Annotated in this window: 11 protein-coding genes; 7 read left to right on the forward strand and 4 right to left on the reverse strand. The window is 68.5% G+C overall.

Going from position 1 to position 15273, the window contains the following annotated elements; translation table 11 throughout:
- Positions 1 to 42: 42 nt before the first annotated feature.
- The gene (locus C1J00_RS00065; RefSeq protein ID WP_102906968.1) at positions 43 to 1452 is read right to left on the reverse strand and encodes an NAD(P)-binding domain-containing protein; all 1410 of its coding nucleotides are present in this window, start codon (positions 1450 to 1452) and stop codon (positions 43 to 45) included.
- A gap of 347 nt (positions 1453 to 1799) precedes the next feature.
- Between C1J00_RS00065 and C1J00_RS00070 the strand changes: the two genes are divergently transcribed.
- Both C1J00_RS00070 and C1J00_RS47545 read left to right on the forward strand, forming a co-directional pair.
- Positions 1800 to 2174: an ArsR/SmtB family transcription factor gene (locus C1J00_RS00070; protein WP_102906969.1), complete on the forward strand. Its 375-nt coding sequence runs from the start codon at positions 1800 to 1802 to the stop codon at positions 2172 to 2174.
- Entirely contained in the window at positions 2171 to 2302 is a 132-nt protein-coding gene (locus C1J00_RS47545) for a hypothetical protein (protein ID WP_281262734.1), read from the forward strand. The genes C1J00_RS00070 and C1J00_RS47545 overlap by 4 nt, the downstream gene beginning before the upstream one ends.
- 134 nt (positions 2303 to 2436) lie before the next feature.
- Here the strand turns inward: C1J00_RS47545 and arsB are convergent, their stop codons facing one another.
- A complete protein-coding gene (arsB, locus tag C1J00_RS00075; RefSeq protein WP_102906970.1) occupies positions 2437 to 3555 on the reverse strand; it encodes an ACR3 family arsenite efflux transporter in 1119 nt (372 codons plus the stop codon).
- The gene (locus tag C1J00_RS00080; RefSeq protein WP_102906971.1) at positions 3552 to 3860 is read right to left on the reverse strand and encodes an ArsR/SmtB family transcription factor; all 309 of its coding nucleotides are present in this window, start codon (positions 3858 to 3860) and stop codon (positions 3552 to 3554) included. The genes arsB and C1J00_RS00080 overlap by 4 nt, the downstream gene beginning before the upstream one ends.
- A gap of 64 nt (positions 3861 to 3924) precedes the next feature.
- On the opposite strand from C1J00_RS00080, the gene C1J00_RS00085 reads away from it, so the two are divergent.
- The gene (locus tag C1J00_RS00085; RefSeq protein WP_102906972.1) at positions 3925 to 4347 is read left to right on the forward strand and encodes an arsenate reductase ArsC; all 423 of its coding nucleotides are present in this window, start codon (positions 3925 to 3927) and stop codon (positions 4345 to 4347) included.
- A gap of 167 nt (positions 4348 to 4514) precedes the next feature.
- Here C1J00_RS00085 and C1J00_RS00090 read toward each other — a convergent pair whose 3' ends face one another.
- Entirely contained in the window at positions 4515 to 5993 is a 1479-nt protein-coding gene (locus C1J00_RS00090) for a non-reducing end alpha-L-arabinofuranosidase family hydrolase (RefSeq protein ID WP_102906973.1), read from the reverse strand.
- Positions 5994 to 6850: 857 nt separating this feature from the next.
- Between C1J00_RS00090 and C1J00_RS00095 the strand changes: the two genes are divergently transcribed.
- The 4 genes from C1J00_RS00095 to C1J00_RS00110 all read left to right on the forward strand — a co-directional run bounded on the left by C1J00_RS00095 (position 6851) and on the right by C1J00_RS00110 (position 15154).
- Positions 6851 to 8281 (forward strand): endo-1,4-beta-xylanase, encoded by a 1431-nt coding sequence (locus C1J00_RS00095; RefSeq protein WP_102906974.1) that lies wholly within the window; start codon positions 6851 to 6853, stop codon positions 8279 to 8281.
- A gap of 100 nt (positions 8282 to 8381) precedes the next feature.
- Positions 8382 to 9683, forward strand: a complete 1302-nt coding sequence (locus C1J00_RS00100) for an RICIN domain-containing protein (RefSeq protein WP_102906975.1) — start codon at positions 8382 to 8384, stop codon at positions 9681 to 9683.
- A gap of 384 nt (positions 9684 to 10067) precedes the next feature.
- The gene (gene icmF, locus C1J00_RS00105; RefSeq protein WP_102906976.1) at positions 10068 to 13295 is read left to right on the forward strand and encodes a fused isobutyryl-CoA mutase/GTPase IcmF; all 3228 of its coding nucleotides are present in this window, start codon (positions 10068 to 10070) and stop codon (positions 13293 to 13295) included.
- A gap of 173 nt (positions 13296 to 13468) precedes the next feature.
- Positions 13469 to 15154: a ribonuclease J gene (locus C1J00_RS00110; RefSeq protein ID WP_102906977.1), complete on the forward strand. Its 1686-nt coding sequence runs from the start codon at positions 13469 to 13471 to the stop codon at positions 15152 to 15154.
- Positions 15155 to 15273 lie beyond the last annotated feature (119 nt).

A 15273-nucleotide genomic window follows, 5' to 3' on the forward strand; every position in this document is an offset into this window, starting at 1 on the left:
CTGCCCTGGAGTCCATGCTGCGAGGGCTACTGCAACGGACCTTCACTGACAGGAGCCGCAGGAGCCGCCCGCCGGCGCCCCCTCGGTCACGGTGGCGGCGGGCGTGCCGACGGCGATCTGCACGAGCGCCGGAGCGGGAGCACAGCAGCCGCCGGCTTCGGCCTGTCCGGCGGCGGGGTCGTCGAACAGTCCTGCGCCGCCGCACACGCCGGTCTCCGGGAGGGTGAGTTCGACACGGTCGGCGGACTCGAGATCGCCGGCGATCGCCGCGGTGACGGAGCGGACCTGCTCGTAGCCGGTCATCGCCAGGAAGGTCGGGGCGCGGCCGTAGGACTTCATGCCGACGAGGTAGACGCCGGATTCGGGGTGGGAGAGCTCGCGGTGGCCGTGCGGGTAGACAGTGCCGCACGAGTGCTGGTTCGGGTCGATCAGCGGCGCCAGCTCGACCGGTGCCTGAAGGCGCTCGTCCAGGCCCAGGCGCAGCTCCTCCAAGAAGGACAGGTCGGGGCGGAAGCCGGTCAGAACGATCACCTCGTCTACCGGGTCCAGGCGGCGTCCGTCCTCACCGACCAGGACCAGGCGGCCGTCGTCCGCTCGCTCGATCGCCTCGGTACGGAAGCCGGTGGCCGCGTCCGCGTGGCCCTCGTCCACGGCGGCCTTCGCCGCCAGGCCCAGGGCGCCGCGCGCCGGGAGCTGATCGGCTTCGCCGCCGCCGAAGGTTGAGCCGGAGATGCCCCGGCGCAGGATCCACACCCCCTTCGTCCCCACGCCGTCGCCCGACTTCGCGAGCTCGGCCAGGTAGGCGAGGGCGGTGAAGGCGGAGGCGCCGGAGCCGATGACGGCGGTGCGCTTGCCGGCGTACCGGGCGCGTACGGCGGTGTCCTTGAGGTTCGGGACCCGGTAGGTGATCCGGTCCGAGGCGGCTTTCTCGCCGAGGGCGGGAAGGCCGCTGCCGCCGGCCGGGGACGGCGTCGCCCAGGTGCCGGAGGCGTCGATGACGGCGCGGGCGAAGACGCGCTCCTCGCGGCCGTCGGCGTGGGCGATGTGCACGACGAACGGCTGCCGGTCGCGGTCGGCGTCCACGATGCGGTCCCGGCCGGCTCGGGAGACGCCGGTGACGCGCGCTCCGGTGCGGACGCGGTGGCCGAGGAGGTCGGCGAGCGGCTGCAGGTAGAGCTCCGCCCAGTCGCCGCCGGAGGGGTAGGTCGCCGGGTCCGGGCGCGTCCAGCCGGTGGGGGCCAGCAGTTTTTCGGCGACCGGGTCGACGACCTCGCCCCAGGTGGAGAACAGGCGCACGTGCGCCCACTCGCGCACCGCGGCGCCGGACTTCTGTCCGGCTTCCAGGACCAAGGGTTCGATGCCCTGGTCGAGAAGGTGGGCGGCGGCGGCCAGACCGGCGGGTCCGGCCCCGATCACGACGACGGGCAGCTCGGCGGTGGCAGGCACGTTCACGGCGACTCCTTGCGTGGTTCGACATCCGTCGATGACTCCGGGGCCCAGCATGGCACTTGTATTGATGAGCGTCAACATAGACACATATCGATTCACGAGGGGAAGGTCTGATGGAGTACGCCGAGGCCATCGGCATCCGTGGAGGTCATTCCGGTCTCGCCGTCCCCCACGCCTTGCTCCGCCGGGGGCTGCTCCCGGTGGCGGTGGAGGCGTCCGGCCGCGCGGGTCGCGCCCGCACTACTACGACAGCCTCACCCTGCTCTCACCCGCCTGTGCGGCTCACTGCCGAGGTCGAACACCCTGGGACATCTCCACCCCACTGGTTCGACGTATGTCAACATAGACGCATGTCGAATGCGAAGGTACTGCCGCTGCTCGATACCGCCGCCGGTCAGGGCGTGGTGCCGTGCTGTCCGCCGCTCACAGAGCGCCCGATGAGTGCCGAGGAGGCCGAGACGGCAGCTCGGATGTTCAAGGCGCTCGGCGACCCCGTGCGGCTGCGTCTGTTCTCGGCCGTGGCCTCGCACGAAGGCGGGGAGGCGTGCGTCTGCGACATCTCCGACGTCGGCGTCTCCCAGCCCACCGTCTCCCACCACCTGAAGAAGCTCAGGGAAGCCGGCCTGCTCACCTCCGAGCGGCGCGGCACCTGGGTGTACTACAAGGTCGAGCCGTCGGTGCTCGCCGCGATGGGCAAGCTGCTGGCCATACCCGCCGCGACATGACGATCGGACGGACGGAGTCGATCCAGTCGGGCGTCTTGCCGCTGGACACGCGCGGGCGCATCGCCAAGCAGCACGGCCGCCGGCTCGACGCCGCCCCGATCGAGCGCCGCAGCCCGCGCTTCGACTGATTTTGGTACCCAACGGCCGCTGTCGCTACGCCGCCCAGGTCGAGCGCCGCCGCCCGCTCTTCGACTGATTTTGGTGCCCGGGCGACGGGCTTCACGGGCTCAGATCGGGGCGCGCGAACACGTCCACGTGCTTGTCACGGGGCCGTCGTCACCGCGCCGACGGCGAACTTCCGACGCCAGGCGAGCGCGACGTAGACCAGGCCGATCAGCACGGGCACTTCGATGAGCGGGCCGACGACGCCGGACAGCGCCTGGCCGGAGGTGACACCGAAGGTGGCGATGGCGACCGCGATGGCCAGCTCGAAGTTGTTCCCCGCAGCAGTGAACGCCAGCGTCGTGGTGCGGTCGTAGGCCAGACCCAGGCCCTTGCCGAGGAGGAAGGTGCCGAAGAACATGAGCGCGAAGTAGACCAGCAGCGGCAGCGCGATCCGGGCGACGTCCAGCGGCTGCGAGGTGATGGTCTTCCCTTGCAGGGCGAAGAGGATGACGATCGTGAACAGCAGCCCGTACAGGGCCCACGGGCCGATCTTCGGCAGGAACCTCTGCTCGTAGTCCTCCCGGCCCAGCTTCTGCTCGCCGATGCGGCGGGTGAGGAAGCCGGCCAGCAGCGGGATGCCGAGGAAGATGACGACATTCAGCGCGATGTGCCAGACGGACACGTCCAAGCCCTGGCCATCACCGAGGTTCATCCAGCGCGGCAGCAGGTCGAGGTAGAACCAGCCCAGCAGGCCGAACGCGAGGACCTGGAACACCGAGTTCAGCGCGACGAGGACGGCCGCGGCCTCACGGTCGCCGCAGGCCAGGTCGTTCCAGATGATGACCATGGCGATGCAGCGGGCCAGGCCGACGATGATCAGGCCGGTACGGTACTCGGGTAGGTCCGGCAGGAAGATCCACGCCAGGGCGAACATGACCGCCGGTCCGACGATCCAGTTGATGACCAGCGAGGAGATCAGCAGCTTGCGGTCGCTGGTGACGCGGTCGAGCTTGTCGTAGCGGACCTTGGCCAGAACCGGGTACATCATGACGAGCAGGCCGAGGGCGATCGGCAGGGACATCCCGCCGACCTCGATCTTCGCGAGCGCGTCGTTCATCCCCGGGATCAGGCGGCCCAGGCCGAGGCCGATGGCCATGGCGAGCAGGATCCAGACCGCGAGGTAGCGGTCGAGGGTGGAGAGCTTCTTGACGATCGAGTCGTCCCCGGCCGGGCCGGCGCCTTGGGTGGAGGCGGTGGTGGGCTCGGTGGAGGTCACGGGCAGGCCCTCTTGTTCTCGGAAGCGGTACGGGCGGAGGCGGCGAGTTCAGCGAACCGTTCGGACAGGCCGGCCAGGACCTCGGGCTTCAGCTTGTAGTAGGTGAAGCGGCCGCACGGCTCGGTCTCCACGATCCCGGCCTCGCGCAGCACCTTCATGTGGTTGGACAGATTGGTCTGCCTGGCTCCGGTCTCCTCGACCAGGTGCGTCGTGCAGAGCGTCTCGCGCGCCAGCAGGGTCACGATCTTCAGGCGGAGCGGATCGCCCAGCGCTCGAATCACATCAGCGTCGACTGAAGTCAGCATGCACTGATATTGTCACATCATCACTCGCTGATACGAGCGGGCTGCGACCGGAGGGACCATCACCATGGCCGACAAGCCGTCCGTCCTGTTCGTCTGCGTCCACAACGCCGGCCGCTCCCAGATGGCCGCCGCCTGGCTGACATACCTGGCCGGCGACCGCGTCGAGGTCCGCTCCGCCGGCTCCAGTCCCGGCGATCAGGTCAACCCGGCCGCCGTAGAGGCGATGGCCGAGGTCGGCATCGACATTTCCCAGGAGTCGCCGAAGCTTCTCACCGTCGATGCGGTCCGCGAGTCGGACGTCTGCATCACCATGGGCTGCGGTGACACCTGCCCCGTCTTCCCCGGCAAGCGGTACCTCGACTGGAAGCTCGACGACCCGGCCGGACAGGGCGTCGAGGCCGTCCGCCCCATCCGCGACGAGATCAAGGTCCTGGTCGAGGGCCTGATCACCGAGATCGCCACGGCGAGGCCCGATGCGACGGCGTGAGCTGAAACCATGCGCCAAGTTCGGCAGCAGGTCCACCAGTCGGCTCGGATGCCTGCCGCCCTCCGTCGCCGTATGAGCGCTGGCGTTGTCGCGTGACCGGGCGGGCTCGGCCTTGCGCCGAGCCCGCCGCGCCGGCTCCCTACCGGAGCCGGACTCGTGCCACGCCGTCAGCGCCGCAGGGTCAGCAGACCCGGACGGTAGGGCCATTGGCCGTAGTCGCCGCCGGAGTTGGGGTTACGTCCCTGGTAGAGGAACTGCAGGTTGCAGGGATCGACGGTGAACGTCTGATCGGCGCTGGTGCGGATCAGTTCGCCATGGCTGATGTCGTTGGTCCAGGTGGCGCCGCTATTGGCCTTGCCGGCGAAGGGATTGCTCTCGGTCGCGGCCTGGGGCGTCCATGAGCCGTTCAGACTGGTGGCCGTGAACGAGCGGAAGTAGCGGCCCTGCGAGCCCCTCGCCTCAACGATCATGAGGTAGCGGTTCTGGCCCTGGAGCTTGTAGACCTGCGGGGCTTCGAACAGCTTGTCCGCCGTATCGCTCATGATCGTGGTGTAGGTCGAGCCGAAACTGCTCGGGAAGTTCCCGATCGGCATGCTGGCCCGGTAGATCTTGCCGTTGTCACCGGCGAAGAACAGGTACATGTTCTGGCCGTCAGCGATGAGCGTCTGGTCGATGGGTCCTGTTCCGGAGCCGGTGATACTTCCGGAGAAGAGCACCTTCTGTGCTGACCAGCCGTTGGGGTTGGTGGGGTCGCTCGACGTCCGGTAGGAGAAGGCGCTCCCGCCGCCCCACTGGTAGGCGAGCACCCAGATGTTCTTCGGCGCGAAGTAGAAGAGCGTGGGGGCGACGGTGGAAGCCGACATCGCGTTCTGGCCGGCCGAGGCCATCTCCGGCCAGTTGGTGAACAGGCCGAAGTTCATCGAACCCCAGCCCGCTCCCGTTCCCGCGGCGCCGTGCGTCGTCGCATAGACGAGATGCTTGCCGTTGTAGGGGGCGACGGTGAAGTCCTTGAGCGAGGCCCACCCGGACTTGGGCTGCGCCAGCACGCCCGTCGAGGTCCAGCGGTATGTCGACGGAAGATCGCACGTACCGGGGCTGTCACCGTCGACCTTGACGAGCCGCCACTGCTGGTTGGCGCCACCCCAGTCGTCGTACTGGACGATGTTCCCGTTGTCGGCGGTGGAGGCGCCTTGCACTTCGAGGGCCTTGTTGCTGTGGCGCGAGATGAGCCTCACGTGGCCGTCCGAGCTGTCGGCCAGCCGCCACTGCTGGTTGGCGGCGTTCAGATCGGCCCACTGGACGATCGAGCCGCCGTTCGCGGTGGACCAGTTGTGGACGTCCAGCACCTTGCCCGAGTGGCGGGACTTGATGCGGTAGTAGCCGCCCCCGGAATCGACGAACTGCCACTGCTGCTGGGCCTGATCGTTCCTGGTCCACTGGGTGATGCGGGCGCCGTCGCCGGTCGCCATGTTGTAGACGTCCAGGGCCTTGCCGCTGTTGCGGTTGACCAGGACATACGAGGCGTTGGGGTCTACGGTCGCCGCGACGGCGGGCTGGGCACCGAGGAAGGTGGCCACGAGCAGCAAGGGCGCAAGGACGGCGAGTAAGCGTCTTGGGCGGACCGGGGACCAATGGCGAAACCACATCAGAGGGCACTCCTTTGAGGGGTGGGGGGTGAGGTGACCCGAGGAACCGTGGAGCGGTCTGCCGGGGCAAGGGCGATCTCGAAATGTTTCGGCGAATTCCCGGAAGCTTTGACGCCACAAGCTAGGAATGCGGGGCTCTCCGGTCAAGGCCTGTCGCCGATCTGGCCACAAACAGCACTTCCCCTCCGGTACGACAAGGTGCCGTCGAGCAAGAGGCCGGCATACCCGTCCCAGCCCTGACCCCGACCCCGACTCCGGCCCTTCGACCTCCACCGACGGCGGCGTCGGCCGCCGTTCGACCAGCCGGAGCTCTCGAATGTTTCGGACAGGGAATCGAAACTTCTTCTGCGAAGAGTATTGACGATGCATCGTCAATACCTCAATCATCCCTGTCTGAGACAGCGGCCACAGTTCGATATATCGAACCACTGCTCTCCTGGGCAAGTCTGCGCTGCACGACAGATCCACGCACAGCTGCACGACAGATGCACGACAGATCCGCGCACCGAAGCACCTGCGTCACCCCGTCACGTTCCGGTGAGGTTCGCACCAGCGCATCCCGGCTCTTCGCACGGTTGGAGAGGTGGTGCGCGACGCCGCATGGCGGCCCCCGGCTGAGCTGCGATGGAGTGCCCCATGCCTGTGTCGAAACACCGCCGCCGCCCACCGGACGTCACCCGACGACCGGCCGGGCGCCGTCCGTGCCAGTCGAGATCGTCCCCGTCGCATGACCACGGTGCCCGGTGATTCCGCGTGCCCCGGGTGCCGGCCCGCCCCGTTTGTCCGCCGAGTGGGAGCGGACGACGCAATCCCCTGCGCTTCAGTCCTTCCGTGATGTCAACCTTGGAGGCACAGCCATGGGCTCGTATGCCCTTCCCAGACTCGCTATCCGCCGAAAGATCCGCGGCCTGCTGCTGGCGCTGGTCGTCGGCGTCCTAGGTGTGGTCACCGCACTGGTCGCGCCGCCGCCCGCACAGGCGGCCGAGAACACGCTCGGCGCTGCGGCGGCGCAGAGCGGCCGCTACTTCGGCACCGCCATCGCCTCGGGCAGGCTGGGCGACTCGGCGTACACGTCGATCGCGAACCGTGAGTTCAACTCGGTGACGGCCGAGAACGAGATGAAGATCGACGCCACCGAACCGCAGCAGGGCCGGTTCGACTTCTCCGCCGGTGACCGTGTCTACAACTGGGCGGTGCAGAACGGCAAGCAGGTGCGCGGCCACACCCTGGCCTGGTACTCCCAGCAGCCCGGCTGGATGCGGAGCCTCAGCGGCAGCGCGCTGCGCCAGGCGATGATCAACCACATCAACGGCGTGATGGCCCACTACAAGGGCAAGATCACCCAGTGGGACGTCGTGAACGAGGCCTTCGAGGACGGCAATTCGGGAGCTCGCCGCGACTCCAACCTGCAACGCACCGGCAACGACTGGATCGAGGTCGCGTTCCGCACCGCCCGCGCTGCCGACCCGGCCGCCAAGCTCTGCTACAACGACTACAACGTCGAGAACTGGACGTGGGCCAAAACGCAGGCCATGTACCGCATGGTCCGGGACTTCAAGCAGCGCGGCGTGCCGATCGACTGCGTCGGCTTCCAGTCGCACTTCAACAACGGCAGCCCCTACAACAGCAACTTCCGCACCACCCTGCAGAGCTTCGCCGCCCTCGGCGTCGACGTGGCCATCACCGAGCTCGACATCCAGGGCGCCTCGCCCACGACCTACGCCAACGTGACCAACGACTGCCTGGCCGTCCCGCGCTGCCTCGGCATCACCGTCTGGGGTGTGCGCGACAGCGACTCCTGGCGACGGGAGCACACGCCGCTCCTGTTCAACGACAACGGCAGCAAGAAGCCCGCCTACACCGCCGTCCTCAACGCACTCAACGGCGGCTCCACCACGCCCCCTTCCGAGTCCGGACCGGTCAAGGGTGTCGGTTCGGGCCGCTGCCTGGACGTGCCCGGCACCAGCACCACCGACGGCACTCAGCTCCACCTGTGGGACTGCCACAACGGCACCAACCAGCAGTGGACGTACACCGCCGCCGGCGAGCTCAGGGTCTACGGCAACAAGTGCCTGGACGCCGCCGGCACCGGTAACGGCAGCAAAGTGCAGATCTACAGCTGCTGGGGCGGCGACAACCAGAAGTGGCGCATCAACTCCAACGGGTCCATCGTCGGCGTCCAGTCCGGCCTCTGCCTCGACGCCGTCGCAAGCGGCACCGCCAACGGCACCCTGATCCAGCTCTACTCCTGCTCGAACGGCAGCAACCAGCGCTGGACCCGCACCTGATGGGAACCGCCACGGACACAGGGGTGAATCGATGAAGACCTACGGTGCGGGCTCCCCCGCCCCTCCCCCCAGACGTCGCTGGTGGTCCCGGATCGCCGCCGTGGTGGCGGCGGCGCTCGCCGTCGGCATGCTCACCGCGGTGAATCCGACGCCCGCCGAGGCGGCGACGGTGGACACCAACGCCTGGTACGTCCTGGTCAATCGCAACAGCGGCAAGGCGCTGGACGTCTCCGGCACATCCACCGCCGACGGCGCGCGGATCAGCCAGTGGACGCGCCATGACGGAGCCAACCAGCAGTGGCAGTTCGTGGACTCCGGCGGCGGCTTCTACCGCCTCAAGGCCCGGCATTCGGGCAAGGTGCTCGACGTGGCCGGTGCCTCGACCGCGGACGGTGCCGCGATCCAGCAGTGGGCCGACCACAACGGGGCCAACCAGCAGTTCCGCCTGGCCGACTCCGACGCGGGCCATGTCCGGCTGGTCAACCGCACCAGCGGCAAGGCGGTGGAGGTGCAGGGCGCCTCCACCGCCGACGGCGGCAACGTCGTCCAGTACTCCGACTGGGGCGGTGCCAACCAGCAGTGGCAGATGGTCAAGCTGTCGTCCGGTGGCGGCGGCGGATGCGGCAGCGCCCCGACTCTGGCGAGCGGTACGCACACGATTCAGAGCGGCGGCAAGAGCCGCAGCTTCATCCTCAGGGTTCCCGCCAACTACGACAACAGCCACCGCTACCGGCTGATCTTCGCGTTCCACTGGCGGGGCGGAACCGCCGGCGACGTCGCCGCGGGCGGCACGAGCGGGAACGCCTGGTCCTACTACGGCCAGCAAGAACAGTCGAACAACGGTGCGATCCTCGTCGCCCCCCAGGGCCTCGGCAACGGCTGGGCCAATTCGGGCGGTGAGGACATCACCTTCGTCGACGACATGATCCGGCGCATCGAGGGCGGTCTCTGTGTCAACCCGGCACAGCGTTTCGCCACGGGATTCAGCTGGGGCGGCGGGATGAGCTACGCACTCGCATGCAGCCGGGCGAACGTCTTCAGGGCCGTCGCGGTCATCTCCGGCGCCCAGATCAGCGGGTGCAGCGGCGGCAGCCAGCCCATCGCCTACTTCGGAATCCACGGCATCAGCGACTCCGTCCTCAACATCGGGCAGGGGCGGTCCTTGCGCGACCGATTCGTCAGCAACAACGGCTGCACCCGCCAGAGCCCGCGCGAGCCCGCGCCGGGCAGCCGAACGCACGTCACCACCACCTACTCGGGCTGCCGTGCCGGATACCCGGTCCAGTGGGCCGCGTTCGACGGAGGCCACATACCCGGTCCGGTCGACGGTTCCTCCGGCGAAAGCGGCGTCGCCACCTGGACCAAGGCAGAGATCTGGAGGTTCTTCGCACAGTTCCAGTGACACACCCGCATCCCGGAGCGGAGCCAGGATGACCGGGGTTTGTGGCCGGAGCACCCCAGGGTGGTCCGGCCACAGTGCTGTGCGCAGCGAGTTCCTGTCCGGGTCCCGCGGATACGCCGGACCGTCCCACACGAGAAAGCGTGACCTCGTGAAGCGCGGGGCCCGGACCGACCGGACCCCGCACAAGAGGGTGCTCACGATCCCTCGTACCTCGTGCTCACGGCTTGTCGAGCACCGTCCCCGTCAGCACCGGCCTGCCGGGCAGCGGCTCGGCGTTTCGGTCGGTCACCTCGACCTGTGACGGCGATCACTCCCAACAATTTATTAGGACGTCCTAGTATCTCTTCTGTCAGCAGTACCCCCGCCCTGTCCGGGAAGGCCCCCATGAGTGATCTGCACCGGCCCGTGCACCCCGTCCGTCTGGTCACGGCTTCGGCTCTGTTCGACGGGCATGACGCGTCGATCAACATCATGCGGCGCATCTTCCAGTCCCAGGGCGCCGAGGTGATCCACCTCGGACACAACCGGTCGGTACGGGAGGTCGTGGACGCCGCTCTGGAGGAGGACGCCCACGGTGTCGCCGTCTCCTCGTACCAGGGTGGGCACGTGGAGTACTTCGAGTACCTGGTCCAGTCGCTGCGCGCGGCGGGAGCCGACCACATCCGTGTGGTGGGCGGCGGAGGCGGCGTCATCGTGCCCGAGGAGATCACCCGGCTGCGCGACAGTGGGGTGACCATCTTCTCGCCCGAGGACGGGCAGCGGATGGGCCTGGCCGGAATGGTCAACTCGGTTGTTCAGGACTGCGACTTCGACCTCTGGGACGGCAAACCGGCCGACGCGTCCACCGTGCTGGCCGGTGACCGGTTCGCGATCGCCCGCGCGATCACCGGCGCGGAACTGGGCAAGCTGCCCCCGGATCTCCTGGAGCGGCTGCGGGCCGCCGCCGCGGCACGGGTCACGCCGGTGCTCGGCATCACCGGCACGGGCGGCTCGGGCAAGTCGTCACTGACGGACGAACTGGTGCGCCGTTTCCGCCTCGACCAGCAGGACAAGCTGCGCATCGCCGTGATCGCGGTCGACCCGACCCGCCGCCGCGGCGGTGGGGCACTGCTCGGTGACCGGATCCGCATGAACTCCCTGGACGGGAACCGGGTCTTCTTCCGCAGCCTGGCCACCCGCGGCAGTCGCGAGCTGCCCGAGCACCTGACCGACGTCATCGACGTGGTCAAGGCCGCCGGGTTCGACCTGGTGATCGTGGAGACGCCGGGCATCGGCCAGGGCGACGCGGCGATCGTGCCGTTCGTCGGCACCTCGCTGTACGTGATGACACCGGAGTTCGGTGCCGCCTCGCAGCTGGAGAAGATCGACATGCTCGACTTCGCCGACGTCGTGGCGATCAACAAGTTCGAGCGGCGCGGCGCGCAGGACGCACTGCGCGACGTGGGCCGCCAACTGGTCCGCAGTCGTGAGGCGTTCGGCATGCGGCCCGAGGACATGCCGGTGTACGGCACGTCGGCGGCGACATTCAACGACGACGGTGTCACCGCGCTCTACCAGCACCTGAAGTCGGGCCTGGCGGAGAAGGGACTGCCGCTGTCCGAGGGCGCGCTGGCACCGGTCGGAGTACGCCACTCCTCCGGCATCCGGCAGGTGGTCCCCGCGGGCCGGGTGCGCTACCTCGCCGAGATCACCGACACGGTCCGCGCGTACCGCGCCGAGACCCAGCGCCTGGCCGAGGCGGCCAGGCGGCTGCAGCGCCTGGAGGCGGTCAGGGACGAGCTCGTCGAGGCCGGCTCCGACGCCGCGAACGTGGACTCGCTGCTCGACGACGCCCGCAAGCAGCTCCCGCACCGGGTCACGGAGCAGATCGGGAACTGGCCCGCCGTCATCGCCTCCTACTCCGGGAACGAGCAGGTGGTGAAGGTCCGGGACAGGGAGATCCGCACCAAGCTGACCCGCGAGTCCCTGTCCGGCAACAACGTCCCGCGCGTCGCCCTGCCCCGCTTCACCGACCACGGGGAGCTGGTGCGGTTCTGGCGCGGGGAGAACCTGCCCGGCTACTTCCCTTTCACGGCAGGGGTGTTCCCCTTCAAGCGCGACGGCGAGGACCCGGCGCGGATGTTCGCCGGTGAGGGCGATCCGTTCCGTACGAACCGGCGCTTCAAGCTGCTCTCCGAGGGCCAGCCGGCCACCCGCCTGTCCACCGCCTTCGACTCGGTCACCCTCTACGGCCGCGACCCGGACGAACGCCCCGACATCTACGGCAAGGTCGGCACCTCCGGGGTGTCGGTGGCAACGCTCGCGGACATGAAGGCCCTCTACGACGGCTTCGACCTGACCTCACCCACGACCTCGGTCTCCATGACCATCAACGGCCCCGCGCCGACGATCCTGGCGTTCTTCCTCAACACCGCCATCGACCAGCAGCTGGAGAAGTTCCGGGCCGCCGAGGGCCGTGACCCGTCGCCCGAGGAGGCGGACGAGCTGCGGGCCAACGCGCTCGCGAGCGTACGCGGCACGGTGCAGGCCGACATCCTCAAGGAGGATCAGGGCCAGAACACCTGCCTGTTCTCCACCGAGTTCTCCCTGCGGATGATGGCCGACATCCAGGAGTGGTTCATCGCCCACAAGGTGCGCAACTTCTACTCCGTGTCCATCTCCGGCTACCACATCGCCGAAGCCGGCGCGAACCCCATCAGCCAGCTCGCCTTCACCCTCGCCAACGGCTTCACCTACGTCGAGGCGTACCTCGCCCGGGGCATGCACATCGACGACTTCGCCCCGAACCTGTCGTTCTTCTTCTCCAACGGCATGGACCCCGAGTACACCGTCCTCGGCCGGGTCGCCCGCCGCGTCTGGGCCGTCGCCATGAAGGAGAAGTACGGGGCGGGCGAACGCAGTCAGAAGCTGAAGTACCACGTCCAGACCTCCGGACGCTCCCTGCACGCCCAGGAGATGGACTTCAACGACATCCGCACCACCCTCCAGGCCCTCACGGCCATCTACGACAACGCAAACTCGCTGCACACCAACGCCTACGACGAGGCCGTCACCACCCCGTCCGAGGAGTCGGTGCGGCGGGCGCTGGCCATCCAGCTCGTCATCAACCGCGAGTGGGGCCTGGCGATGAACGAGAACCCCCTCCAGGGATCGTTCATCATCGACGAACTCACGGACCTGGTGGAGGAGGCCGTCCTCCAGGAGTTCGAGCGGATCAGCGACCGCGGTGGCGTACTGGGCGCGATGGAGACCGGATACCAGCGCGGCCGCATCCAGGACGAGTCGATGCTGTACGAGCAGCGCAAGCACGACGGCACCCTGCCCATCATCGGCGTCAACACCTTCCTCCGCCCCGGCGGCGACAGCCGGTCTCAGGAGCTGGAACTCGCCCGGGCCACCGAGAAGGAGAAGCAGTCCCAGCTGGAGCGCGTGCGGGACTTCCACACCGGCCACCGCGACCGGGCCCACGACGCCCTCGCCGCGCTCAAGAACGCGGCGACGAACGGCGACAACGTCTTCGCCGTCCTCATGGACGCCACCCGGGTCTGCTCCCTCCAGCAGATCACCGAGGCCTTCTTCGAGGTGGGCGGCCAGTACCGCCGCAATGTCTGACCCAGCCCGTAGGGCGTGCGGTCCCGGAATCCACCCCGCAGCGGCTCACGGGACCGTCCGCCGACGTGATCCGGTCGTACCCAGGCACTCACTGAGGACTGCGCACTCCGTCCGGAAGGGATATCACACAGGCAATGGATCATCCCGTCCCGTTCTCCGGGTACCGTCAGGGTATGAGTCACCCGCACCCCGAACTGAAAGCCGCCCCTCCCCTTCCCGAAGGAGGGTTGCGGGTCATCGCCCTGGGCGGCCTCGGTGAGATCGGCCGCAACATGACCGTCTTCGAGTACGCCGGCAAGCTGCTCATCGTCGACTGTGGCGTGCTGTTCCCCGAGGAGACCCAGCCCGGCGTGGATGTGATCCTGCCGGACTTCACCTCGATCCGGGACCGGCTGGACGACATCGTGGCCGTGGTCCTCACTCACGGCCACGAGGACCACATCGGCGGCGTGCCGTACCTGCTGCGCGAGCGGTCCGACATTCCCGTCGTCGGATCGAAGCTGACGCTGGCGTTCCTGGAGGCCAAGCTCAAGGAACACGGCATCCGGCCACGCACGGCGCGGGTGCGGGAGGGTGACCGGCGCGGCTTCGGGCCCTTCGACTGCGAGTTCGTGGCGGTCAACCACTCCATCCCGGACAGCCTCGCGGTCGCGATCCGCACCGGCGCCGGGATGGTGCTGCACACCGGCGACTTCAAGATGGACCAGTTCCCTCTCGATGACCGCATCACCGATCTGCGCTCCTTCGCCCGCCTCGGAGAGGAGGGCGTCGACCTGTTCCTCACCGACTCCACCAACGCCGAGGTACCCGGCTTCACCACCTCCGAGCGCGAGCTGAACCCGGCGATCGAGCAGGTGATGCGCACCGCGCCACGCCGGGTCATCGTCTCCAGCTTCGCCAGCCATGTGCACCGCATCCAGCAGGTCCTGGACGCCGCCCACCAGCACGGCCGCAAGGTCGCCTTCGTCGGCCGATCCATGGTCCGCAACATGGGCATCGCCCGTGACCTGGGCTATCTGAAGGTCCCCTCCGGTCTGGTCGTGAGCACCAAGGAGCTGGAGAAGCTCCCCGACCACAAGATCACCCTGGTGTGCACCGGTTCCCAGGGCGAACCGATGGCCGCGCTGTCACGGATGGCCAACCGTGACCACCAGATCCGTATCGGCAAGGGCGATACCGTCCTGCTCGCCAGCTCCCTCATCCCCGGCAACGAGAACGCCATCTACCGGGTGATCAACGGACTCACCCGCTGGGGCGCCCACGTCGTCCACAAGGGCAACGCGAAGGTGCACGTCTCCGGGCACGCCAGCGCCGGCGAACTCGTCTACTGCTACAACATCGTCAAACCCCGCAATGTCATGCCCGTGCACGGCGAATGGCGCCACCTGCGGGCCAACGGCGACCTCGCCATCCGCACCGGCGTCGACCCCGATCGGGTCGTCATCGCGGAGGACGGCGTCGTCGTCGACCTCGTCGACGGGCGCGCGTCCATCACCGGCAAGGTTCCCGCCGGTAATGTCTACGTGGACGGCATGGAAGTCGGCGGCGCCACCGAAGCGTCTCTGAAGGACCGCCTTACCCTCGCCTCCGAAGGCGTGGTCACGGTCGTGGCGATCGTGGACGCGGACACCGGCGCCCTCGCCGAGGCCCCGGACTTCCTGGCCCGCGGCTTCGTCCACGACGACACCACGTTCGAGCCGGTCATCCCCGTCATCGAGAAGACCCTGGCCACCGCGGCCGCGGAGGGCGTCGGGGACGCGCACCAACTCGAACAGCTCGTTGCCCGCGCCGTGGCGAACTGGGCATTCCGCACCCACCGCCGCAGGCCGCTCATCATTCCCGTCATCATCGACGCCTGAGCCACCGGACGGCAGCAGTGGTCGGCGCCTGTCCGATGTGATCGCTCAGCACGGTGGGCGTTGTGCGCCCCTCGAATGCTGCTTCGCCCGGACGATCCGGCGGACCGCGGCGCGTGGGT

Source organism: Streptomyces cahuitamycinicus (genome assembly GCF_002891435.1).
Lineage (GTDB): Bacteria > Actinomycetota > Actinomycetes > Streptomycetales > Streptomycetaceae > Streptomyces > Streptomyces cahuitamycinicus.